The sequence below is a fragment of the Plantactinospora solaniradicis genome, from assembly GCF_042658085.1.
GTDB classification, from domain to species: domain Bacteria; phylum Actinomycetota; class Actinomycetes; order Mycobacteriales; family Micromonosporaceae; genus Plantactinospora; species Plantactinospora solaniradicis.
In genome coordinates, this window is sequence record NZ_JBHSPR010000039.1 from 57409 (window position 1) to 78502 (window position 21094).

Sequence of the window (21094 nt, forward strand, 5' to 3'; positions counted from 1 at the left end):
CGCCGTGCTTCCAGAGCCGCTGTTGTCCGGGTGGGTTCAGTTGCCGTCGGCGCCGTTCGGGCGGCTCCGTCGGTGCTGGCGTCGGGTTTCGGTGGGTCGGGTCGGGTCGACGTACCGGGGAAGGTCCGGCTCGTCGGGGCGCAGCGGCACCAGCGTGGCGGTGAGCGCCTCGATAATCGCCTCGGTGGCCCGCGCAGCGGCTCCCGGCCCGAGCGGATCGATTTCGCCGAGGTCGACCGGCGGGCCGAAGTGCACCCGGATCACCGGGCGTCGGACCAGTGCCCGGCCGAGTGCCGGCAGCAGTCCACGGGGCGCGGTGTACGGCAGTATCTCGTGCGCCCCCCACTGCGCCACCGGTACGACCGTGGCGCCGCTGGCGAAGGCGAGCCGGGCGGTTCCGGTCTTTCCCCGCTCGGGCCACATGCCGGGGTCGAGCCCCATCCGGCCCTCCGGGTACACCAGGACGACGGAGCCCCGGGCGACCGCCGCCGCCGCGTGCTCGAGGGCCTGGCCGACGGTCGGGGTACGCCGGTCGACCCGGATGTGCCCGCTGTGTCGCATGGCGGCGCCGACGATCGGGGCCCGGAACACCCCGCCGGTCGCCATGATCCGGGGCGCGATCCGGCGTACCCGGCACGCGGCGGTCAGCACGACCGGGTCGAACGGGTTGATGTGGTTGGCCGCGAGGATCAGCGGCCCGTGGCGCAGTTCGTCCGGCACGTCACCGGTGACCCGGAGCCGGGCGACCAGTCCGACGACGCCCCGAGCGACCACCTGGAGGAACAGCCAGAAGCGAGGGGCGCGCCACGGCTCGGTGGCGGTGGTGGTGGTGTCCATCAGCGGTTGATCGTCGCACGTCGCGGGTGGTCCGGTGCGGCGGGGCGTCGTACTCCGGACACCGTCAGAGTGGAACGACGCCTCGTAACGTGATCGACCTCCCAGCGCCGTCGTCTACGACGGCAGGTAGTATTTACTACGTCGCGTAGTAAACACCTGGGGGTTCGCGTGGACGCGCTCGACGTCGCCCGATGGCAGTTCGGTGTCACCACCGTCTACCACTTCCTCTTCGTGCCACTGACCATCGGGCTCTCGGTGCTCGTCGCCGTCCTGCAGACCCGCTGGCACCGCACCGGAGATCCGCGCTACCTGCGGTTGACCAAGTTCTACGGCAAGCTGTTTCTGATCAACTTCGCGATGGGCGTGGTCACCGGCATCGTGCAGGAGTTCCAGTTCGGGATGAACTGGAGCGACTACTCCCGGTTCGTCGGGGACGTCTTCGGCGCTCCGCTGGCGATCGAGGCCCTTCTCGCGTTCTTCCTCGAATCCACCTTCCTCGGGCTGTGGATCTTCGGCTGGGACCGGTTGCCCCGGCGCGTACACCTGGCCACCATCTGGGCCGCCGCACTCGGCTCGACCCTGAGCGCGTACTTCATCCTGGCCGCGAACTCGTGGATGCAGAACCCGGTCGGCTACCGGATCGACCCCGACACCGGCCGGGCCGAACTCACCGACATCGTCGCGGTACTCACCAACAAGGTCACCCTGGTCACCTTCCCGCACACCCTCGCCGGCTGTTTCCTGGTCGCCGGTGCACTGATGGTGTCGATCGCGCTCTGGCACCTCCGGCGCCCCGCCGAGGACCCGGCCGAGAAGAAGACGAGCCCGGACACCACGAGCCCGGAGAGCACGAGCCCGGAGAGCACGAGGGCGGGGGAGGACCGGGCGGCGTTCCGGTTCGCCGCGCGGTTCGGTGCGTGGGTCACCCTCGCCGCCGCGGTCGCCGTCGTGATCAGCGGCGACCAGCAGGGCAAGATCATGACGGAGGTGCAGCCGATGAAAATGGCCGCCGCCGAAGCGCTCTACACCACCGAGGCGCCCGCCTCGTTCTCCGTGCTCACCGTCGGCAGCCTCGACGGCAGCCGCGAACTGTTCGCGATCAAGGTCCCCTACCTGCTCTCCATCCTCGGTACCGGCGACCCGAACGGCCAGGTCCGCGGGATCAACGACCTCCAGGCCCAGTACGTCAGCCAGTACGGCCCCGGCGGCTACACGCCGATCATCCCGGTCACCTACTGGAGCTTCCGGTTCATGATCGGCTTCGGGCTGGCCGCCGCCGCGGTCGCGCTCTGGGTGCTCTGGGCCCAACGCCGAGGCCGTACCCCGACCTCACGCTGGCTGTTCCGGGCCGGCCTGGTCATGCCCGTCCTGCCGCTGGCCGCCAACTGCTTCGGCTGGATCTTCACCGAGATGGGCCGGCAGCCCTGGGTCGTCTTCGGCGAGATGCTCACCCGCGACGGTGTGTCCCGCAGCGTCTCCCTGCCCGAGGTACTCACCTCGTTCACCGCCTTCACCCTCGTCTACGCCACGCTGGCCGTCGTCGAGGTCCGGCTGCTGCTGCGCTACGCCAAGGCGGGTCTGCCCGACGTCGAGCCGGCTCCGGAACCCGACCCGGGCACCGACGACGAGAACAGACCGCTCGCGTTCGCCTACTGACCACCGACGTCCGCGAACTGATCGCCGACCCGACCGACCACCCGCCACCGACCGACCCGACCGGAGAGTCCACCGTGGACCTGCCCACCGTCTGGTTCCTGCTCATCGCCGCGCTCTTCACCGGCTACTTCATCCTGGAGGGCTTCGACTTCGGCGTCGGGATCCTGCTGCCCGTACTCGGCCGCGACGATCGGGAACGACGCGTTCTGATCAACACCATCGGCCCGGTCTGGGACGGCAACGAGGTCTGGCTGATCACCGCCGTCGGTGGCCTCTTCGCCGCCTTTCCCGGCTGGTACGCCACCCTCCTCTCCGGCTTCTACCTGCCACTCCTGCTGATCCTCCTCGCGCTGATCTTCCGCGGGGTCGCCTTCGAGTACCGGCACAAGCGCGCCGATGCCGCCTGGAAGGCCCGCTGGGACGCTGCGATCTTCCTCGGCTCCCTGCTCCCCGCCGTGCTGTGGGGGATCGTCGTCGCCAACCTTCTGCGCGGGGTGCCGCTCGCCGCCGACCACGACTACGCGGGCGGCCTGCTCGACCTGCTCAGCCCGTACGCCCTGCTCGGTGGCGCGACCACCGCCGCGCTCTTCGTCACCCACGGCGCCGTCTTCCTCGCCCTGAAGACCACCGGCGAGGTCCGGGACCGCGCCGGCCGGCTCGCCGCCCGTAGCGCACTGGCTACCGCACTGCTCGCCGGCACCTTCCTGGCGATCACCCTGACGATCCGGCACACTCCGGCCGCCGTCGGGCTCGCCGCCGGTGCCGCCGTCGCGCTGGTCGGCGCCCTGGCCGCCACCCGGGTACGCCGGGAGGGCTGGGCCTTCGTCGGCACCGCCGCAGCGATCGGACTGACCGTGGCGACCCTGTTCGCCGCCCTGTTCCCGAACGTGCTGCCCTCCACCACCGATCCGGCCGGCACGCTGACCGTGGCCAACGCGGCCTCCGGTGCCTACTCCCTCAAGGTCATGACCTGGGTGGCGGTCGTCTTCGCCCCGCTCGTGCTCGCCTACCAGGGTTGGACCTACTGGGTGTTCCGGAAGCGGATCGGGGTCGCCAACATCCCGGGCTGACGGCGGCGCCCCGGTCCTCCGGCGGTTGGCGCCCGGCTTGAAGCTTTCTACGGCGCCGAACACACCGCACGGGTAGTCGATCATGCAAAGTCTCAACGGGCGATTCAATGAAACAATTGAATCTGTTGGCCCACAGAGGGCATGACCACCTATCCCGCTCCCACACCCTTCGGAGGGCTCGATGGCGCAGCTACCGATCCGGTACATCCGGGTCGCCGACGTACAGCGGATCACGCCGCACATGGCCCGGGTCACCTTCACCGGCGACGACCTGGCCGATCTCCACCTCGACGGACCCGACCAACAGGTCAAACTCTATTTTCCCCGACCTGGCCAGTCCCGGCCCCGGATGCCCGAACCCGGACCCGACCTCTACCGCTGGTACGAGTCGTTCACCGCGATCCCCGAACCCGAACGACCATGGACCCGCAGCTACACCATCCGGGCCCACCATCCACAGGGCACCCTGATCGACATCGACTTCGCCATGCACGACGACGCCGGACCGGCCACCCGATGGGCGCTGCACGCAAGCCCCGGCGACACCCTCGCGATGTTCGGCCCCTCACCGGTGTTCGCCCGCCCCATCCCGATCGGCAGCACCGACTGGATGCTGCTGGCCGGCGACGAGGCGGCACTTCCGGCGATCGGCACCATCATCGAGGCACTGCCGGAGGGTGCCCGCGTGCTCGCCTTCGTCGAGGTTCGCGACCCGGCCGAGGAGCAGCGGTTCGACACCCGGGGCGACGTCACCCTGCGCTGGCTGCACCGCGGCGACATCCCGGCCGGACACAGCACCCTGCTGATCGACGCCGTACGCGGCGCGGACTTCCCACCCGGCTCCGTCTTCGTCTGGCTCGCCGGCGAATCCGGCACCGTACGCACCCTCCGCCGGCACCTGCTGCACGACCGCCAGCTCCCCAGACAGTCGATCGACTTCACCGGCTACTGGCGGCTCACCCTGACCCAGGACGACGCCCCGACCGAAGAGGACCTCACCGAGGCGCGGGAACGCCTCGCCGACGCATCGGCCCAGACCAGCCCCAGCTGACGCCGCACCGTCCGGGGTGCCCACGCTGCCGACACACCCCCGACCGGTATGTCGGCAGCCACAACCCGGCACATCGCACACCGTCCGACGGCCAACGGGACGGACGCCAACGGAACGGGCCGGTCAACGCAACGGGCCGGTCAGCGGAGCGGAACCGTGCTGACCAGCCCGTTCCGAGACGTCAGCCGGAACTCGACCGCGCCGGCCGGCAGCAGCGCGGCATCCCGGCCGGCGTCCTGCCACGGCCCGCCCTGAAGGCGGTAACCGAACGCCGCGCCCTCGGCGGCGACCAGCGTTCCGAGCCCGTCCGGCAGCGGCAGCCACACCGGCACCGTCGCATTCCAGTCGACCACCCGGCTGGCCACCACCCGCAGCGGCGACCCGACCGGCCCGAGCAGCACCACCGCCCGCGCCGGATAGTCGTCGTACTGGATCGTCTCCAGCAGCAGACGCCGGCCGTCCGGGCTGACGCCGTACACCGTCAGCACCGGCCCGCTGCCCGCCCGGTGCAAACCGACCGCGTCCTGGTACTCGGCGAGCGCACCCGACTCGTCGACGTACCGCCGAACCTCCGCCTCGGGATCGTCCCCCCACACCACGCCCGCCCCGGACAGGGTGTGGACGAGCCGGGTCGGCTCCGGCCGATCCCGGCCATCCGGAAACAGGATCTCCGAGGTGCCGCTGACGTGCAGCGAATTGCGCTGGCTGACCGGAGTACGGGACAGCGCGAACGTGACCTTCCCACGCTGCGGCGGCAACTCCAGCAGCGCGGCCCCGTCCTGGAACACCACCGGCCGGAACGTCCGCCGGACCTTCCCGTCGGCGGCGAACCACAGCTCCGGCGAGAACTCCACCGGCCGTCCGTCGTCCAACACCAGCAGCACGTCGTCACCGTCGCCGAGCAGCGCCGCCTGCGAATTGCCGTCCATCCCGGCATCGGTGACCCCCTCCACCGTCATCACCTCAAGCCGGTCCTCGCGCGCCTTGACGAACGCCGCGAACGCGACCAGGCGGTCACCGGCCGGCTCCGTCACCACCGGGTTCTCGGCGCTGCGCTGGATGACGTACGCGGCCGCGCCGGCCGGAGTGGTGCCGGCCCACACCAGGTGCGGGTCACCGGCCACCCCACCGTCGACCCGGGCCAGGCGCCGCCGCCACACCTCCAGCACCCGCCTCCGATGCAGCTCGTTACCGGCCAGGTCGCCCCGGGTCGGCTGGTCGAACAGCGGCGAGGCGAACTCGAGCCGGTCCCGGCCGCCGGAGTGCCGCAACACCCCGCCCACCGACGCCGCCGCGGCCACCGCCAGGCCGGCGGCGAGAACGCTGCGGCGGCGTACGACCCGTCGCCGCCCACCCTGGCGTACCTCGTCGAGCAGGCCCGGCGGGCCGGTCAGATGATCCGTCGCGCGCTGCAGGACGACCCGCACATCGCCGTCACTCATCGTCATCGTGAACTCCCGGAATCGTTGGAGACGGGCAGAACGAGACCTGACCCGGCCAGTGCGGCACGCAACCGCGCCAACCCCCGCGCCGTATGGCTCTTCACCGCACCCTCGGAACAGTCGAGCGCGGCGGCGACGTCGGCAACCGACAGGTCCTCCAGGAAGCGGAGCACCACCGCCGCCCGCTGCCGGTGCGGCAGCGCCCGCAGCGCCGCGACGACCAACTCCCGGAGCAGCACGTTCTCGGTGCCGTCCGGCGCGGACGGGTCGAGGTCACCCAGCGCCCGCTCCGGGCGCCGGGCCCGTCGACGCCAACGGCTCGCCGCCCGGTTGATCAGGGCACGCCGGGCGTACGCCTCCGGCACGGTCCGGACCCGACGCCAGTGCACGTAGACCTGCTCCAACACCTCCTGGAGCAGGTCTTCCGCCTCGTGTCGGTCTCCCGTCAGCAGGTAGGCGACCCGCAACAGCGTCACCGACCTCGTCCGGACGAAGTCGTCGAACTCCGCGCCACGCGAGTCTCGCATCCCGCCTCCCGGTCTCGTCGCCCACTAAGACACCGCCGGAGGCGATGCGGGTTACCGCCGGACTGATCCCGGGCCGCCGAACTGTTCCGGGGGCGTCGGACTGTTCCGGGGCCATGGAGGACGGTGAGCCCCGGCACCACGACGACGAGCGGGCCCGGTCGATGGTGCTACCGAGCCCGCTTGTCGTGCCGCCGCCGCGGCTCGCCGTACCGCCAGGACCGACCGGCGTCAGCCCAGATCGATCGTCGGGTACAGCGGGTGGTTCGCGAGCAGATCTGCCGCCCGACCCGCCACCCGGTCCGCCACCGCCCGGTCGAGCCGGTACCGTGCCTTCGACGCGACACCGTCCGGTCCGGCCTCCGGCCGGGTACCGGCCAGCACCGTGTGGACCAGCCCGGCCACCTCGTCCATTTCGGCGACACCGAGCCCCCGGCTGGTCAGCGCCGGAGTACCGAGCCGGACCCCCGACGTGTACCAGGCACCGTTCGGGTCCCGGGGCACCGAGTTGCGGTTCGTCACGATGCCCGCATCCAGCAGCGCCGCCTCCGCCTGCCGCCCCGTCAGGCCGTACCCCGACACGTCCACGAGCAGGAGATGGTTGTCCGTACCACCGGTGACCAGACTCGCGCCCCGCCGCGACAACCCCTCCGCCAGCGCCGCCGCGTTCTCCACCACCCGACCCGCGTACGCCTGGAAGTCCGGCCGCCGCGCCTCCGCCAACGCGACCGCCTTCGCCGCCATCACATGCGGCAACGGTCCACCGAGCACCATCGGGCAGCCCCGATCCACCTGCGCGGCCAACTCCGGCCCACACAACACCATCCCGCCGCGCGGCCCACGCAGCGACTTGTGCGTGGTCGTGGTCACGATGTGCGCGTGCGGCACCGGATCGAAGTCACCGGTGAACACCTTCCCCGCCACCAGGCCGGCGAAGTGCGCCATGTCAACCATGAACGTCGCACCCACCTCGTCGGCGATCTCCCGCATCAGCCGGAAGTTCACCCGCCTCGGGTACGCCGAGTAGCCGGCCATCAGGATCAGCGGCCGGAACTCCCGGGCGATCCGCCGCACCTCGTCGTAGTCGAGCAGGCCGGTCACCGGATCCGTACCGTAGCTGCGCTGATCGAACATCTTGCCGGAGATGTTCGGCCGGAAGCCGTGCGTGAGATGCCCACCCGCGTCCAACGACATGCCCAGCATCCGCTGGTCGCCGAGTTCCCGCCGCAACACCGCCCAGTCCTGCTCGGTCAGATCGTTGACCTGCCGGACCCCGGCCCGAGCCAACGCCGGAACCTCGACCCGGTCCGCCAGCACGGCCCAGAACGCGACCAGGTTCGCGTCGATCCCCGAGTGCGGCTGCACGTACGCGTGCGCCGCGCCGAACAACTCCCGCGCGTGCTCGGCGGCGATCGACTCCACCGTGTCGACGTTGCGACAACCGGCGTAGAACCGCCGACCGACCGTTCCCTCCGCGTACTTGTCGCTGAACCAGTTACCCATCGCCAGCAGCACCGCCGGCGAGGCGTAGTTCTCCGAGGCGATCAACTTCAGCGACTCACGCTGGTCGGCGAGTTCCGCGCCGATCGCGTCGGCCACCCGCGGCTCCACCGAGCGCACCACGTCCAGAGCCGAACGGAACGCGACAGACTCGGTGCTGAGCTCGGACAATTGACTGGCCACCAGACCTCCTGGGCGGGAAGAGAATTCGGCCCAGGCGCTCGGCACACGTCACTCGACGGGACCGCTTCCCGATGGTTGACCCCATCCCAGCGCGCCAGTCACGGTCCGGGGCGAGCCTACCAACCCGGCCCGTACCCCGCGACCCGCCACGCCGCGCACCGCAGGGCCCGACAGCACCCGACGGCACGCGGCCCGCGCCGGAACGGGGTCAGCCCGCGTCGCGCAGCTCGGCCAACCGCGCCTCTATCTCGGCCAGCTCGGCCCGCAACTTCTCGGCCTGCTGCTCGGCCTCCCGGCGCTCCACCGACATGATCTGCTCCACCGCCTCGTGCACGCCCGGAACATCGATCAGGCCCACCATCTTCAACGCCTCGGCCGGCTTGATCACGTACGGCTTCGCCAGCGACTTCGTCCCCTGGGTCGCCGCCAACGTCCACTCACCCTCGGCATACGTCAGGGTGACGGTCAGCCCCGCCGGTCCCTTCGGCTTCGCCGCCTTCGCCGGCCGACGCGCCGGCTTGGCCTCGGCGTCCACCGACGGAGCCGGGGGAGTGTCCACTTCGGTCACTACTGCCTCCTCGCGGGGGGCCGGAACGGGCTCCCTGACGATCTTGAATTCTGGCTCCGGCGCCGACTCCGGCACCGGCTCCGACCTGGCCGCGACCCGCCGCGTCGTCGCGCCACGGGGCGCGACAGCCAGATCGGTGGGGGAGAAGGGCAACTCGTCCCGGCCGAACCGGACCACCACCCACTCCTCGGACACCGCCGGATCGGTCAGCTCGACCACCTGGCCGAGCTGGCCGGCAATCTGCCCCGCCGCCTCGGTGAACACCACCTTCGGCTTACGGCCGCCCGCCAACGCGTCCCTGATGTGCTGCAACTCCTCGGTGGACAACCCCTGGTCGGCAGTACGCGCGGCAGCCATCAGATCCCTCTTCCGTACACCTGTTTGATTCCTGACTTACTACCAGGCCGGCCCGACAACGTCGAGACGGACACACCGGATCGAGATCAACAGAAACCTCGGAACCGACGACGAGCCCCGCGCCCCGAGGCGCACCACGTCGGCCGCTGTGAGCGCCCCCACAGGCAGCCGACCACCCGCCCAGCGCCCGACCTGGCAGGATCGCCTCCTGGTGGGACCGCAAAACCCCTGGCAAGAACCCGGGGAAGGAACGAGGAGATGACAGTGGCCCCGGTAACGGTGGTGACCGGCGGCGGCCGTGGAATCGGCGCCGCGACAGTCCGGCAACTCGCCGCCGCCGGACACGACGTGGCATTCTGCTACCGCCGCGACGCCCAGGCCGCCGAGGCGGTACTCCGGGACGTCCACGCCGCCGGACGACAGGGCATCGCGGTACGCGCCGACACCACCGACCCCGACCAGGTCGGCCACCTGTTCGACGCGGCCGGGAACCTGGGCGAGCTGACCGGCCTGGTGAACAACGCCGGTGTCACCAGCCCGATCGGGCCCTTCGTCGACCTGACCCTGACCGACCTGCGCCGGGTCGTCGACGTCAACCTCGTCGGCTACGTCCTCTGCGCCCAGCAGGCCGCCCGACGGCTCGGCGACGGCGGCGCCATCGTCAACGTCTCCTCGGTCGCGGCCACCCTCGGCAGCCCCGGCGAATACGTGCACTACGCCGCCGTCAAGGCCGCCACCGACACCCTGACCATCGGCCTCGCCAAGGAACTGGCGCCCCGGATCCGGGTCAACGGAGTCTCACCCGGCATCATCGACACCGAGATCCACGCCGTCTCCGGCGTACCCGACCGGGCCCAGCAGGCCGCCGGCCGCATCCCGCTCGGCCGTCCCGGACGGGCCGACGAGGTCGCCGCCGCGATCGTCTGGCTACTCGGCGACGCCGCCTCGTACACCAGCGGAACCGTGCTCAAGGTGGCCGGCGGCTTGTAGGGACCACGTCGCCTACCGCCGGCCGAGCACCACCCGCCGGACGACCGTCTCAGTTCTCGTCGGCCATCCGGTACGCACCGTCCTCCAGCCGCCCGATCAGCCGATGGGTCCACTCCGCCCGGCTCTCGGCGGTGTGCAGCCACAACCCGATGACCTCGCCGACCGGCCCCCAGGTCTCCAGAGCGGTGTCCGGCGGCAGATGCGTGGCGATGCTCGCCCGCCACTCGTCCATCGCCTGGGCCCGCCGCCGGAGCAGGTCGACGGCCTGGGACCGGGGGAGGTCATCGATCAGACCCACCGCGGCGGCGAGCAGGTCCAGCCGCGGATCACGGCTGGACAGCGCGTCGCGCAACATAGCGAAGTACGCCTGCTCGCCCGCCTCGGTCACCTCGTACTCCATCCGCGGCGGCCCGCCCGCCGCGCTCGGCGTGGTCTCGTGTACCAGCAGCAGACCCTGTCCGGTCATCGCCTTGAGCGCGTGGTAGACGGAACCCGAGGTGGCGCTCGACCACTCGTGCGCGCCCCAGGACTCCAGGTCGGCGCGCACCTGGTAGCCGTGTGCCCGGCCACGCCGGCGCACCGCGCCGAGCACGAGAAGTCGAACCGCCGACATGTGCGTCCCTGTCTGTCGAACCGATCGTCAGCCGGGGGTGCTGACCCACCACAGTGTGCCGAACGGGTCGACGAAGCCACCCATCCGACTGCCGTCGTCCTGGGGCGTGACCTCCATGGCCGACCTGGCGCCGGCGGCAACCGCCCGCTGGTACGCCGCTTCGGCGTCGGGCACGGTGGTCCACAGTTGGATGTGCACCGGCTCGGTGGGTGAGCGCAGGCATCGGCCGCCGTCGGGTCCCGAGTCGGCGAAGAACAGCACACTGGTGCCGATCCGCGCCTCGGCGTGTATCACCCGTTCGGGATCCGTGGGCAGCGGGACGACGTTGGACAACTCGGCGCCGAAGGCGCTCTTGATGAACTCACCGAAGGCATTCGCGCTGTCCACCATCACGTACGGCGTCACCGTCGACATGGATCGGTCTCCTCACTAGCTAAATTTGGCTACCTGCGCCCGCAGCGTACCATCCAGCTAGCCAAATTTGGCTAGTGGCACCGAGGCTCGGCAGGACCGGAGAACCCGTGGAACACCACGTCGACGCTAGGCAACCCCGCCACGGCATGGCACGATTTCGCAGGTGACCAGCAGTCCCGCCACCGCGCACCAGCTGCGCGACCTCGCGCGGCTACGCCGCGTCCGCGACCGGATCGACCGGGAGTACGCCCAGCCGCTGGACGTCGAGGCGCTCGCCCGAGGCGTGCACATGTCGGGGGGACACCTCAGCCGCGAGTTCCGGCGCGCCTACGGCGAATCGCCGTACTCCTATCTCATGACCCGGCGCATCGAGCGCGCGATGGCGCTGCTGCGTCGTGGCGACCTCAGCGTCACCGAGGTCTGCTTCGCGGTCGGCTGCTCGTCGCTGGGCACGTTCAGCACCCGCTTCACCGAACTGGTCGGCGTGCCGCCCAGCACCTTCCGGACCCAGACGGCCCGCGCGACGGCGGGGATGCCGGCGTGCCTGGCGAAACAGGTGACCAGACCCATCAGGAATCGAGAAGTGCGGGTCACCGAGCCGAAACTAGCCTGACCACCATGAACATCACCATCTACTCGAGCTTCCTCCCGCACAACGACCCGGAAGCGGCCCTGGCCTTCTACCGCGACACCCTCGGCTTCGAGGTCCGCGGCGACGTCGGATACGAAGGCATGCGCTGGATCACGGTCGGCCCCGCCGACCAGCCCGGCACGTCCATCGTCCTGCATCCGCCGGGAGTCGATCCCGGCATCACCGACGACGAGCGCCGCACCATCGTCGAGATGATGGCCAAGGGCACCTATGCCGGCATCCTCCTGGCCACGGCCGACCTCGACGGCGCCTTCGAGCGGGTGCAGGCGAGTAATGCCGAGGTCGTGCAGGAACCGACCGACCAGCCGTACGGCGTTCGCGACTGCGCCTTCCGCGATCCCGCGGGCAACCTGATCCGCATCCAGGAGCGACGCTGAGCCGTCAGGCTGTCGACGAGTTCTCCCACCTGGGTGAACTCGTCCCATGCGTCAAGTCGATAATGTACATTATGTAAATCAAACCGGAGCGAGCCCCCCAACGCGGCGGTGAGGGGCCCTCGGTGGCGGTGCTCCCCGAGGCGCGAACCCCGACCGTTGATCGGTTGGCCGCCGACCCAGGCCAGGCTCGGCCGGCGGTGAGCCGTCGGAGACCCGGCCCGCACACGCGTGGTGCCACGAAGAGACACAGAGCAAGACTGGCGCATGCGAGGTCCCGGCCGTTCGGCCGTCGCCTGCCGCCGGGATGGGACACCATGTCGTGCTCGTTCCCTACCCCGGCTCGGCACCGGTGCCGAGCCGGTGCGCCGCAGGTCGGTCGGGCTGCCGGACCGCTGGGTGGGCTCGCGCCCGTTCGTGACCACCGCTCGCGTTAAATCCCCAAATCATGCATAATGTTGCTTATGCAGGACGAAAGGAACTTTCTGCTCCTATCCCTCATTGACGAGTTCCTGACGTCGCGGGCGACCCGCAAGCCCTCCCCGCACACCCTGGCGGCGTACCGGCGGGACCTGCTGGCCCTCGGTGGACTGATCGCCGAGGATCCGACCACTCCCCTCCCCCTCGCCGAGCTGGAGATCAACGCTCTGACGGCCCGATCGCTCCGTGCGGCATTTGCCCGGTTTGCTGCTCCCCGGGCGGCGGCGTCGATCTCCCGAGCCTGGTCGACCTGGAACAGCTTCTTCGCGTTTCTGGTCGCCGACGGCATCGTGCCCGGCAACCCGATGTCGGCGGTGGACAAGCCGGTGGTGCCGCCTCCCCCGCCGAAGCCGCTGCGCGGTGAGCAGACCCCGGAACAACTGCTGGCGGCGGTGGCCCGGGAGGACCCGCGACAGCGGCATCCCTGGCCCGAGCGGGACCTGGCGGTACTGGCCCTGGCGCTGTGCGCCGGGCTTCGGCTCGCCGAGTTGCTGGCCCTCCGGGTCGATTCGCTGGGCGGTCGTCCGGGCGAGCGGCGGGTCGAGGTCGCGGGCAAGGGTGGCCGGACCCGGGTGATTCCGGTCGAGCCGGAGTTGGACCGGGTGGTGGTCGGCTATCTGGAGAGCCGACGGCGGCGGTTCGGCGCCCGGACCGTACGCCGGGATTCGGCGTTGCTGGTCGACCGGTACGGCGCTCCGCTCCGTCGGGGTGGGTTGCAGTATCTGGTGGAGTCCTGCTATCGGCGGGCCGGCATCACCGACCGGGTCCCCCGGGGTGCGCGGTTGCACGCGTTGCGGCACACCTTCGCGACCCGGCTGGCGGAGGACGGTGCGAACGCCTCGGAGATCATGCGGTTGCTCGGGCACGCGAGCTTGAGCACGAGCCAGAACTACATCGAGGTGACCGCCGACGCCCAGCGGGCGGCGGTCCGGGCGAACCGAACGAACCGGTCGTTGGGCCGGCTGGTCGGCTCCGATGCGGCGGCGATGGAACGAGCTGATGCCGGAGTTCCGCCAGCCCGGCTGCTTCCCGAGGTGTCCGCCTCGCAGTAGCGACGCCGGTAGGCGTCATCGCTAGAGTTGCCCGTTATGACACAGAGCCTCGCGCATCCCGCCGTGGACACGTTGATCACCTACTACGACGATGCCACGGGCGAACGGATCGCGCTGACGGCGGGTGAGTTGGGCGCTTGGACGGCAGCGACGGCAGCATTGCTGACCGACGGGTGTGGGCTCGGTCCGGGACGGCAGGCCGGCGTCCTGCTTCCGCCGCACTGGCAGACGGCGGCCGTACTGCTGGGCGCCTGGGCCGCCGGGGTGGAGGTGTCATTCCGTGGCTGGTCGACCGCAGGACTGACTCCTGCCGGCGATCCGCTTGACGTGACGTTCGTCGAACGACGGCGGGTCGACAACTGGCTGGACGACGTGCCGTCGGGGCGGTCTCAGTTCGTCCTCGGTCTTGAGCCCGGTGGCACGCCGGCGGCGCAGGTGCCAGAGGGCTACCAGGACTACACGCGCGCGGTGCGCTCGTACCTGGGCGCAGCGCCTCCGGACGCGCCGATCGACGTGTACAGCCCGGCGACGGTCGACGGCAGCACCTACGCCCAGTACGGCGCGATCGCGGCCGAGGTCGCGTGGGCCCAGGGCATCGGCCCCGGTGACCGGGTGCTGGTCGACACGGCGGCCAGCGAGGAACCGCTGATCTGGCTCCTCGCGCCCTTGTTTGCCGGTGCCTCGCTCGTGCTGTGCGCCAACCTGGACCGATCGAGGCTCGACGAACGGATCACCGCGGAGCGGGTCACGCGGACGCTGTGACACCTGCCGGTCGGCCCTTACTTGGACTGACCTGGTTTCGGTGCCGCGCGGACGTGCGCACGTTCGCCCTGTTTGCCGATGAGGCTGAGGAATTCGACGGGACCGGAGCTGGTGGCCCCGAACCAGTGCGGGGTGCGGGTGTCGAACTCCGCGGCTTCCCCGGGTTCGAGGATGAGATTGTGCTCGCCGAGGACCAGGCGCAGCGTGCCGTTGAGGACGTAGACCCAGTCGTAGCCCTCGTGGGTGCGTAGGTCGGGTTCGCGGTCGTCGGCCCCGGTCGGGAGGACGAACTTGTATGCCTGGATGCCTCCGGGCCTGCGGGTCAGGGGCAGGATGGTCGATCCGTCGCTGATGGCGATGGGGCGCAGGTTGATGCGGGGATCGCCGGTTGGTGGCGCGTCGACGAGTTCGTCGAGAGTGACGCCGTAGGCGCGAGCGAGCGGGAGGAGTTGCTCGAGCGTGGGGCGACGCAGGCCCGCTTCGAGCCTGGACAGCGTACTGGCGGAGATGCCGGTTTCCTCCGCGAGGGCGGTGAGCGTGATGTCGCGGCGGAGCCGAAGGTGCTTCAGCCTCGGCCCGACCGCGTCGAGCGTGCGGTCCAGTTCCTCGTCCATGCCCCAATTTTGCCATTCGGCAAGAATCTTTGCGGATCTGCTTCGTTGCGGTCACGATCGGCGGTGACTCGCGAAAAACGGTGAAGGAGCAGGTCGCGTGATGCACGAATTCGACCAGGACTACTGGGAGCGGCACTGGCAGCAGGCGCACCGCGACAGACCTGGAACCACAGACGGGGGTGTGCCAAACCCGTATCTCGGCCGCGAGACCAGCGGTCTGGTTCCGGGCACGGCGCTGGATGCCGGGTGCGGCGCGGGTGCCGAGGCGATCTGGCTCGCCTCCCGCGGCTGGCAGGTCACCGCAGCCGACATCGCCCCCGAGGCCCTCGCCCGCGCCGCCGAGCGCGCGATGGACAGTGAGGTGTCCGAGCGCGTGCGGTGGGTCGAGGCGGACCTGACCGTCTGGGATCCGCGCATGCGGTTCGATCTGGTCACGACGCACTATGCGCACCCCGCGATGCCGCAGCTGGCCTTCTACGACCGCATTTCCGGATGGGTGGCGCCCGGCGGCACCCTGCTGCTCGTCGGGCACCTGCACACGTCGGGAGCCACCGGGCACGGGCACCATCCTCCCGCCGAGGCATCGGTCACCCTCGCGGACATCACTGCGGGCCTGGACAGCACCAGGTGGGAGATCGGCACCGCCGAAGAGCACCTTCGTACGGTCACCGGGCCCGGGGGCCAGGCGATTCCGCTGCACGACGTCGTCGTGCGCGCCACACGACGCCCCTGACCATCTCACTTCGTCCGCGCCGGGACTCTGCGGCGACGGAGATCACCGCCGCCGATAACCGGTTGAGCCTTCCTGCCGCGTTCCCGTAGGTTGCCTGCGGCCCCGTCATCGTGAGGACAGAGGACAAACCGCGTGACCCCGCCCGCTCTCTAGGCCTGACGCCTTCTTCCGCTCACCTTCAAGCTGACCTTCCGGTCGGCTCTGCCGGGCTGCCCATGTGCGCCCAGTCATTCAGCGTTTGAGGCCGCGCGCAATCGGCCTCGTGTCAGGTCTAGAGAGATCATGTCTTCACAACCTCATATCGTGCTGCCCTGGGTCGTCCGTCGGACCAGGCTGCCTCTGCTGTCGCTGCGGTGCGTGGACTGCCGGTCGGAGTCGGCCACCACCGGCGAGGGCAGGTTCCGCGTCAACGCCAACGGCAACCTGCTGGACGTGTGGCTGCTGGTCCGCTGTGTGTCCTGCGATCGGACGAGCAAGCTCACCGTGCACGAGCGAGCGCCGGTCAGATCCTTCGATCCGGCCGAGCTCGAGGGCTATCACGCCAACGATCCGGAGCAGGTGGCGTCCAGGCTGTTGGATCCACTGCTCGCCCGGCGCAACCGCGTCAGCTTGGACTGGAAGGGGGCTTGGCGGCTGGACACCCCGTCGGCATGGCGCGCCGAGGCGTGGCCGGTCAAGGTGGAGGTCGTGTTCGAGGATCCGGTGCCGGTGCGCCCGGATCGGCTCATCGCGCAGGGGCTCGGTCTCAGCAGGAACGAGGTGTTGCGCCGGGTCAAGTGCGACATTCCGCTGCGCCGTCGGACGAGCGCCGGGTTCACCTTCACCGTGCTGGCCGGGGACTAGCGGGGCTGTAGCGGCGGCGCGCGATCCCCCCGGACCCGTGCGGGACAGGCCTGTCCGGGTGGTCAGCCCAGTCCGGAGATCCGCAGTGCCAGGGTGCGCCGGTCGCCGGTGATGACGCCAACGAGGTCACCGGCGACCCCCACCTGTTCGGGGGCCTTGTCGCCGACGGCGACGACGTTGGTGCCCTGGTCGGTGGCGGTCTCTTCGACGTGGAGTTGCCACTTGACGGGTAGCCCGTCGGTGCTGCTCAACACCATCCGGTCGCCGTTGGTGGCGAGCACCGTGGAGTATTCGGGGAGTTTCCGTCGCGCCTTGCCGTCCGACTGGTTGATCACCCGGGGTTCGTCGATCGACTCGAAGAAGGTGGATTTGCCGCCGAGGATGGTGTCGCCGTGGGCGTACCAGTCCTCGTCGGAGTTGTCGACGGCGATCCGCCAGGCGGGTTTCCCGGTGCGGGTGTCAACGGCGAGGGTGTGGTTGGCGTCGGGTCCGATGATCGCGACGCAGACGAGGTGGGGTCCGCATGGCTTGACACGTTCGATGCGTTCGACGGCGGCCAGGCCTATGTGCCAGCGCTGCCGGAATCCGGGTACCGCGTAGCCGGCGAGGACCTGCTGGGCGCCGGAGGATCGGGTGACGGTCTTGCCGATGACGAGGTTGTCGTAGGCGACCCAGATGCCGTCGTCGAGTGGGAGTTTTCCGCTGCTCTGTACCTTTCCGGTCCTGGGGTCGAGCAGGGTGCCACGGCCGTTCTTGGCGTCGAGTTCGATGACCGGGGTGGTGGCGGCGACGACCGCGTCGGCGAGGACGCCGTTGACGGCCGGCAGTGTCGCGGCTGGTGTGGTGTCGGCGGTGGGCCACTGGCGCATCGGTTCGGCGCGGTGGTCGTCGGTGCTGAGAACGTCGGGGCTGCCGGTCCGGATCCATTCCTGTTTGCCGGTGCGGAGGTCGATGCGGGCGATGGAGTGTTTGTCGGTGCCGTTGCGTATCTCCACCACGGCGTCGGTGCCGTAGTAGGCGATGTCGGTGCGGTCGGACCAGACACGTTTCCAGAGCTGCTTACCGTTGGTGGCGGAGACTACGGCGCGGACGTCGTCGCCGTAGTTGGTGATGGAGCGTTTGCCGTCCAGGATGATCAGGTCGCCGACGGCGGTGATTCGGAGTTCGGACGGTTCCATCTGGACGGTCGTCGTCCAGCGGGGTGGGGCGTCGTTGCCGGGCAGCGAGACGACTTCGGTCGCCCCGTCGCCGGAGACCGCGGATATGACGTGGTCTCCGGCGACGGTGACGGAGGCGGCGCCGGTCCGGGTACTCGGGTATCCGTTGACCTGTTTGAGGTCTCCGGCGGGGTCGGCGGCGCCGACGGAGATGCCGTTGAGGTTGCCGGCGGCGGCGATGGTGTTCTTCAGCCATTTTCCGCCGACGACCGCGGTGCCGATGCAACCGGCGACCGCGATGAACGCGGTGGTGACGATCAGGAGCCGGCGGATCGGTCGGCGGCGGCCGGCGCCGGAGGTCGGCGGGGTCGGCTGGTGTGTCGCCGTGCCCGGTCGGGCGGGGGGTGGGGCGGCCCGGTGCGGTGGCGGTGGGTTCGGGGACCAGGCGGGGCCGACCACCGGGGAATACGCGTTCGGGTGGTGTCCGGGAATGGTCCCGGGTCGGGGTGGGCCGGCGTGTGGTGTCGCGGTCGGGGGTGCGTGGTGCCGGATCGCGCCGTACGCGACGGGGAGTTCGGGTTGCTCGGGTACCGAGGGGGCGATGCCGAGCCGGGCGTGCAGGCGGCTGGCGACCAGGGGTAGTCGGCTGGATCCGCCGACCAGGAGCAGGCCGGTCAGGTGGGCCGGGTCGACGCCGGCGCGTTGCAGTACGCGTCGGGTTTCGTCGACGGCGCGGGCGATCAGTGGGCCGGCGACGCGGTCGAGTTCGTCCCGGGTGAGGTGTACGGGGTCGTCGCGTCCGGGGATCTGTACTGGGGCACTGGTGGTCCGGGACAGCATCTCCTTGGCGGTGCGGACCTCCGTCCAGAACGCCTGCCGGTCGCGGCGTCGTGCCGGGGTGTCGGGCTGGTTGAGCCGGTGCCAGAGGTCGGGGTCGCGCAGTGCGATGAGGTGTCCGAGGTGGGCGACGAGGGCCTCGTCGATGTCGAGTCCGCCGAGGTCGTCGAGGCCGCCGGTGGCGAGTACCCATAGGCCGTCGGGGTCGCGGCGGACGACGGTCACGTCGAGGGTGCCGCCGCCGAAGTCGAAGATGCCGAGGCTGCCGCCGGTGGGTAGCCGCTGGTGGAGCAGTTCGATGCAGTAGGTGGCGGCGGCGACGGGTTCGTCGAGGAGTCGTACGGGGCCGAGTCCGGCGTTCTGGGCGGCGGTGCGCAGCAGGGTTCGTCGGGGTTGGCCCCAGTCGGCCGGGTAGGTGAGGACGGTCGCGGCGGCGGGGTCGACGCCAGCGGTGCGGGCTTCGTCGGCTACCCGTCGGAGGGTGGCGGTGAGGAGGCGTTCCACCGGTACCTCGTCGGTGCCGAGCAGGAGGCTGCCGTCGTCGATGCGGCGTTTCGGGTGTGGTTCGTAGCGTTCCGGGTCGGTGGCGCCGAGCCGCTCGGCGTCCCGTCCGGTGTGCACGGTGCCGTCGGGGGCGACGTAGCCGGCGGAGGAGAGCAGTGGTGAGCCGTCGAAGAGAAGTGTCCGGGGCGGCTGGTGGTCGTCCCGGCGTACCACCGCGATGGTGTGGGTGGTACCCAGGTCGATCGCGAGCCGGGCCGGCTGGTCCACCGATGTCACCTCCGCACGGTGCGCGCCGGGGTTCGCCGCGCCGCGTGCGGATGCTACTGCCCGGTCGGCGGTGCCGTGGTCGGGGGTGGTGGGCTTTCCGACCGGGGGTGCCGGCCCGGTGTGGGCGGTCTGCTGGCGGGGTCAGGCCAGGTCGACGACGAGCGGTCGGTGGTCGGAGATGGTCGCGGCCGGGGTGCGGACGGCGGTGACGGCGGGGAGCGGGTGGCCGCCCCGGGGGTCGGCCAGGATGTGGTCGAGTTGCACCCGGGGCTGTTTCGCCGGGTAGGTGGGGCGGCGGGCCAGGGATCGCCAGCCGGAGACGATGGTGGCGAGTCCGGCGGGCAGGTTCAGGTCGCCGAGGAGGATCCGGGGCGCGGGCAGGGTGCGTAGGGCCCGGATGACCTGGCGGAGTTGCCGGATGTTCCAGCCGGGTACGAAGGAGAGGTGGGTGGCGGCGGCGGTGATCGGGCCGTACGGGGTGTCGAGGATGGCGGCGAGGACGACCCGGGGTTCGTCGCGGAAGAGGACGAGTCCGCCGCCGGGTCCGGGGGCGATCACCGGGGAGCGTACGGGTAGTGCGGTGAGCCGGATGACCTGCCAGGAGCGGACCGGGTAGCGGCTGATCAGGCCGACGCCGTAGAGCGGTTCCCCGTGTCCGTCGTCGTCGTGGGTCAGTGGCCGGAACTGTTCGCCGGGGGTGCCGACGACCGCCGCGGCGAACCGGTGGGCGGGTGCGTCCATTGCCTGGGCGGCGATGCTGGTCAGGTCGAGGTGGTTGCTGCGGGACTGGTCGCGGTCGACCTCCTGGAGGGCGAGGACGTCGGCGTCGAGGTTGGCGACCGCGGTGCTGAGCCGGGTCTCGTCGACGAGGCCGTCGTGCGGGGATCGGCCGTGCAGGAGGTTGAAGGTTGCCAGGCGCACTTCTGCACCTTACGGCGGGATGTGCGACAGTTTCCCGGTGATCTTCAAAGCGCTGCTCTGTTCCGGGTTGCTGTTCGTGCTTCTGGGCGTGGTCGGCATCTGGTTGCGGCGGCGCCGGGGCCTGTGACCGGGCGGTTCACGTTCTGGTTCGCGGCGGCCGGACTCGCGCTCCGGCCGGAATTCGCCGGTTACCGTTCGGGCGTGGCGAACCGTCCGGCGCGGATCTCGCGTAGCGCGTGGCGCCGGGTGTCGCCACGGAGCGTGTCGACGTAGAGGCGTCCGGCGAGGTGGTCGGTCTCGTGTTGGAGTGCTCGGGCGAGGAAGCCGCTGCCGGTGATGGTCAGGGGTTCGCCGTGCTGGTCGACGCCCCGGGCGGTGGCGTGCATGGCGCGCGGGGTCGGGAAGTACAGGCCGGGGATCGACAGGCAGCCCTCGTCGTCGTCCTGTTGTTCGTCGGAGAGTTCGAGGGTGGGGTTGATCATGTGGCCTCGGTGTCCGTCGGCGTCGTAGACGAACACCGAGGCGCTGATGCCGATCTGGGGTGCGGCGACTCCGGCCCGGCCGGGCGCGCCGAGCAGGGTGTCCATCAGGTCGGTGACCAGGGCGCGTAGTTCGGCGTCGAAACTGGTGACCGGCTCGCAGGGGGTGCGCAGTACGGGGTCCCCGATGATCCGGATGGGCCGCATCGTCATG

The 21094-nt window shown here is 70.6% G+C and carries 20 protein-coding genes, 1 pseudogene and 1 riboswitch; of the genes and pseudogenes, 10 read left to right on the forward strand and 11 right to left on the reverse strand.

What is annotated here, in order from left to right; genetic code table 11:
* Positions 1-36: 36 nt before the first annotated feature.
* Positions 37-837 (reverse strand): lysophospholipid acyltransferase family protein, encoded by an 801-nt coding sequence (locus ACFP2T_RS33970; RefSeq protein ID WP_377429087.1) that lies wholly within the window; start codon positions 835-837, stop codon positions 37-39.
* Between the two features lie 168 nt (positions 838-1005).
* Here ACFP2T_RS33970 and ACFP2T_RS33975 point away from each other — a divergent pair, with 168 nt between their 5' ends.
* From ACFP2T_RS33975 to ACFP2T_RS33985, 3 genes are all read left to right on the forward strand, one after another.
* Positions 1006-2493 carry a cytochrome ubiquinol oxidase subunit I gene (locus ACFP2T_RS33975; RefSeq protein WP_377429089.1) on the forward strand — a complete coding sequence of 496 codons (1488 nt, stop codon included), beginning with the start codon at positions 1006-1008 and terminating at the stop codon, positions 2491-2493.
* Between the two features lie 74 nt (positions 2494-2567).
* Entirely contained in the window at positions 2568-3563 is a 996-nt protein-coding gene (cydB, locus tag ACFP2T_RS33980; RefSeq protein WP_377429091.1) for a cytochrome d ubiquinol oxidase subunit II, read from the forward strand.
* Positions 3564-3744: 181 nt separating this feature from the next.
* Entirely contained in the window at positions 3745-4614 is an 870-nt protein-coding gene (locus ACFP2T_RS33985; RefSeq protein ID WP_377429093.1) for a siderophore-interacting protein, read from the forward strand.
* Positions 4615-4754: 140 nt separating this feature from the next.
* Here the strand turns inward: ACFP2T_RS33985 and ACFP2T_RS33990 are convergent, their stop codons facing one another.
* The 4 genes from ACFP2T_RS33990 to ACFP2T_RS34005 all read right to left on the reverse strand — a co-directional run bounded on the left by ACFP2T_RS33990 (position 4755) and on the right by ACFP2T_RS34005 (position 9188).
* Positions 4755-6062, reverse strand: coding sequence for a hypothetical protein (locus ACFP2T_RS33990; RefSeq protein ID WP_377429095.1), 1308 nt, complete (start codon positions 6060-6062; stop codon positions 4755-4757).
* Complete coding sequence (locus ACFP2T_RS33995) at positions 6059-6583, reverse strand: SigE family RNA polymerase sigma factor (protein ID WP_377429097.1); 525 nt, start codon at positions 6581-6583, stop codon at positions 6059-6061. Before ACFP2T_RS33995 ends, ACFP2T_RS33990 begins: the two co-directional genes overlap by 4 nt.
* A 228-nt stretch (positions 6584-6811) precedes the next feature.
* A complete protein-coding gene (locus tag ACFP2T_RS34000; protein WP_377429249.1) occupies positions 6812-8266 on the reverse strand; it encodes a glycine hydroxymethyltransferase in 1455 nt (484 codons plus the stop codon).
* Between the two features lie 18 nt (positions 8267-8284).
* A riboswitch (ZMP/ZTP riboswitch) is annotated at positions 8285-8375 on the reverse strand.
* Between the two features lie 96 nt (positions 8376-8471).
* Entirely contained in the window at positions 8472-9188 is a 717-nt protein-coding gene (locus ACFP2T_RS34005) for a hypothetical protein (protein ID WP_377429099.1), read from the reverse strand.
* Between the two features lie 264 nt (positions 9189-9452).
* Here ACFP2T_RS34005 and ACFP2T_RS34010 point away from each other — a divergent pair, with 264 nt between their 5' ends.
* On the forward strand, positions 9453-10178 hold the full coding sequence (locus ACFP2T_RS34010) for an SDR family oxidoreductase (RefSeq protein ID WP_377429251.1): 726 nt from the start codon (positions 9453-9455) through the stop codon (positions 10176-10178).
* A gap of 49 nt (positions 10179-10227) precedes the next feature.
* Here the strand turns inward: ACFP2T_RS34010 and ACFP2T_RS34015 are convergent, their stop codons facing one another.
* The gene (locus tag ACFP2T_RS34015; RefSeq protein ID WP_377429101.1) at positions 10228-10791 is read right to left on the reverse strand and encodes a PadR family transcriptional regulator; all 564 of its coding nucleotides are present in this window, start codon (positions 10789-10791) and stop codon (positions 10228-10230) included.
* Between the two features lie 27 nt (positions 10792-10818).
* Positions 10819-11205, reverse strand: coding sequence for a VOC family protein (locus tag ACFP2T_RS34020; protein WP_377429103.1), 387 nt, complete (start codon positions 11203-11205; stop codon positions 10819-10821).
* Between the two features lie 163 nt (positions 11206-11368).
* On the opposite strand from ACFP2T_RS34020, the gene ACFP2T_RS34025 reads away from it, so the two are divergent.
* The 4 genes and pseudogenes from ACFP2T_RS34025 to ACFP2T_RS34040 all read left to right on the forward strand — a co-directional run bounded on the left by ACFP2T_RS34025 (position 11369) and on the right by ACFP2T_RS34040 (position 14525).
* Complete coding sequence (locus tag ACFP2T_RS34025; protein ID WP_377429105.1) at positions 11369-11818, forward strand: helix-turn-helix transcriptional regulator; 450 nt, start codon at positions 11369-11371, stop codon at positions 11816-11818.
* A gap of 5 nt (positions 11819-11823) precedes the next feature.
* Positions 11824-12234 carry a VOC family protein gene (locus ACFP2T_RS34030; protein ID WP_377429107.1) on the forward strand — a complete coding sequence of 137 codons (411 nt, stop codon included), beginning with the start codon at positions 11824-11826 and terminating at the stop codon, positions 12232-12234.
* Positions 12235-12695: 461 nt separating this feature from the next.
* A pseudogene (locus ACFP2T_RS34035) lies at positions 12696-13679 on the forward strand (tyrosine-type recombinase/integrase); the annotation flags it as partial.
* A 120-nt stretch (positions 13680-13799) separates the two neighbouring features.
* Positions 13800-14525, forward strand: coding sequence for a TIGR03089 family protein (locus ACFP2T_RS34040; RefSeq protein WP_377429109.1), 726 nt, complete (start codon positions 13800-13802; stop codon positions 14523-14525).
* A 17-nt stretch (positions 14526-14542) separates the two neighbouring features.
* Here ACFP2T_RS34040 and ACFP2T_RS34045 read toward each other — a convergent pair whose 3' ends face one another.
* Positions 14543-15139 carry a helix-turn-helix domain-containing protein gene (locus tag ACFP2T_RS34045; RefSeq protein WP_377429111.1) on the reverse strand — a complete coding sequence of 199 codons (597 nt, stop codon included), beginning with the start codon at positions 15137-15139 and terminating at the stop codon, positions 14543-14545.
* 100 nt (positions 15140-15239) lie between these two features.
* Between ACFP2T_RS34045 and ACFP2T_RS34050 the strand changes: the two genes are divergently transcribed.
* Complete coding sequence (locus tag ACFP2T_RS34050) at positions 15240-15872, forward strand: class I SAM-dependent methyltransferase (RefSeq protein WP_377429253.1); 633 nt, start codon at positions 15240-15242, stop codon at positions 15870-15872.
* Positions 15873-16175: 303 nt separating this feature from the next.
* Positions 16176-16715, forward strand: a complete 540-nt coding sequence (locus ACFP2T_RS34055) for a DUF1062 domain-containing protein (RefSeq protein ID WP_377429113.1) — start codon at positions 16176-16178, stop codon at positions 16713-16715.
* Between the two features lie 62 nt (positions 16716-16777).
* Here ACFP2T_RS34055 and ACFP2T_RS34060 read toward each other — a convergent pair whose 3' ends face one another.
* The 3 genes from ACFP2T_RS34060 to def all read right to left on the reverse strand — a co-directional run bounded on the left by ACFP2T_RS34060 (position 16778) and on the right by def (position 21093).
* Entirely contained in the window at positions 16778-19489 is a 2712-nt protein-coding gene (locus ACFP2T_RS34060; protein ID WP_377429115.1) for an Hsp70 family protein, read from the reverse strand.
* Between the two features lie 132 nt (positions 19490-19621).
* Complete coding sequence (locus ACFP2T_RS34065) at positions 19622-20401, reverse strand: endonuclease/exonuclease/phosphatase family protein (RefSeq protein WP_377429117.1); 780 nt, start codon at positions 20399-20401, stop codon at positions 19622-19624.
* Between the two features lie 188 nt (positions 20402-20589).
* A complete protein-coding gene (def, locus tag ACFP2T_RS34070) occupies positions 20590-21093 on the reverse strand; it encodes a peptide deformylase (protein ID WP_377429119.1) in 504 nt (167 codons plus the stop codon).
* Between the last annotated feature and the right edge of the window lies 1 nt (position 21094).

Bases quoted from the DNA above. Each gene is read 5' to 3' on its own strand.
- ACFP2T_RS33970 (WP_377429087.1), bottom strand. From the start codon at position 837: ATGGACACCACCACCACCGCCACCGAGCCGTGGCGCGCCCCTCGCTTC.
- ACFP2T_RS33985 (WP_377429093.1), top strand. From the start codon at position 3,745: ATGGCGCAGCTACCGATCCGGTACATCCGGGTCGCCGACGTACAGCGG.
- ACFP2T_RS33990 (WP_377429095.1), bottom strand. From the start codon at position 6,062: ATGACGATGAGTGACGGCGATGTGCGGGTCGTCCTGCAGCGCGCGACG.
- ACFP2T_RS33995 (WP_377429097.1), bottom strand. From the start codon at position 6,583: ATGCGAGACTCGCGTGGCGCGGAGTTCGACGACTTCGTCCGGACGAGG.
- ACFP2T_RS34005 (WP_377429099.1), bottom strand. From the start codon at position 9,188: ATGGCTGCCGCGCGTACTGCCGACCAGGGGTTGTCCACCGAGGAGTTG.
- ACFP2T_RS34015 (WP_377429101.1), bottom strand. From the start codon at position 10,791: ATGTCGGCGGTTCGACTTCTCGTGCTCGGCGCGGTGCGCCGGCGTGGC.
- ACFP2T_RS34020 (WP_377429103.1), bottom strand. From the start codon at position 11,205: ATGTCGACGGTGACGCCGTACGTGATGGTGGACAGCGCGAATGCCTTC.
- ACFP2T_RS34030 (WP_377429107.1), top strand. From the start codon at position 11,824: ATGAACATCACCATCTACTCGAGCTTCCTCCCGCACAACGACCCGGAA.
- ACFP2T_RS34040 (WP_377429109.1), top strand. From the start codon at position 13,800: ATGACACAGAGCCTCGCGCATCCCGCCGTGGACACGTTGATCACCTAC.
- ACFP2T_RS34045 (WP_377429111.1), bottom strand. From the start codon at position 15,139: ATGGACGAGGAACTGGACCGCACGCTCGACGCGGTCGGGCCGAGGCTG.
- ACFP2T_RS34050 (WP_377429253.1), top strand. From the start codon at position 15,240: ATGCACGAATTCGACCAGGACTACTGGGAGCGGCACTGGCAGCAGGCG.
- def (WP_377429119.1), bottom strand. From the start codon at position 21,093: ATGACGATGCGGCCCATCCGGATCATCGGGGACCCCGTACTGCGCACC.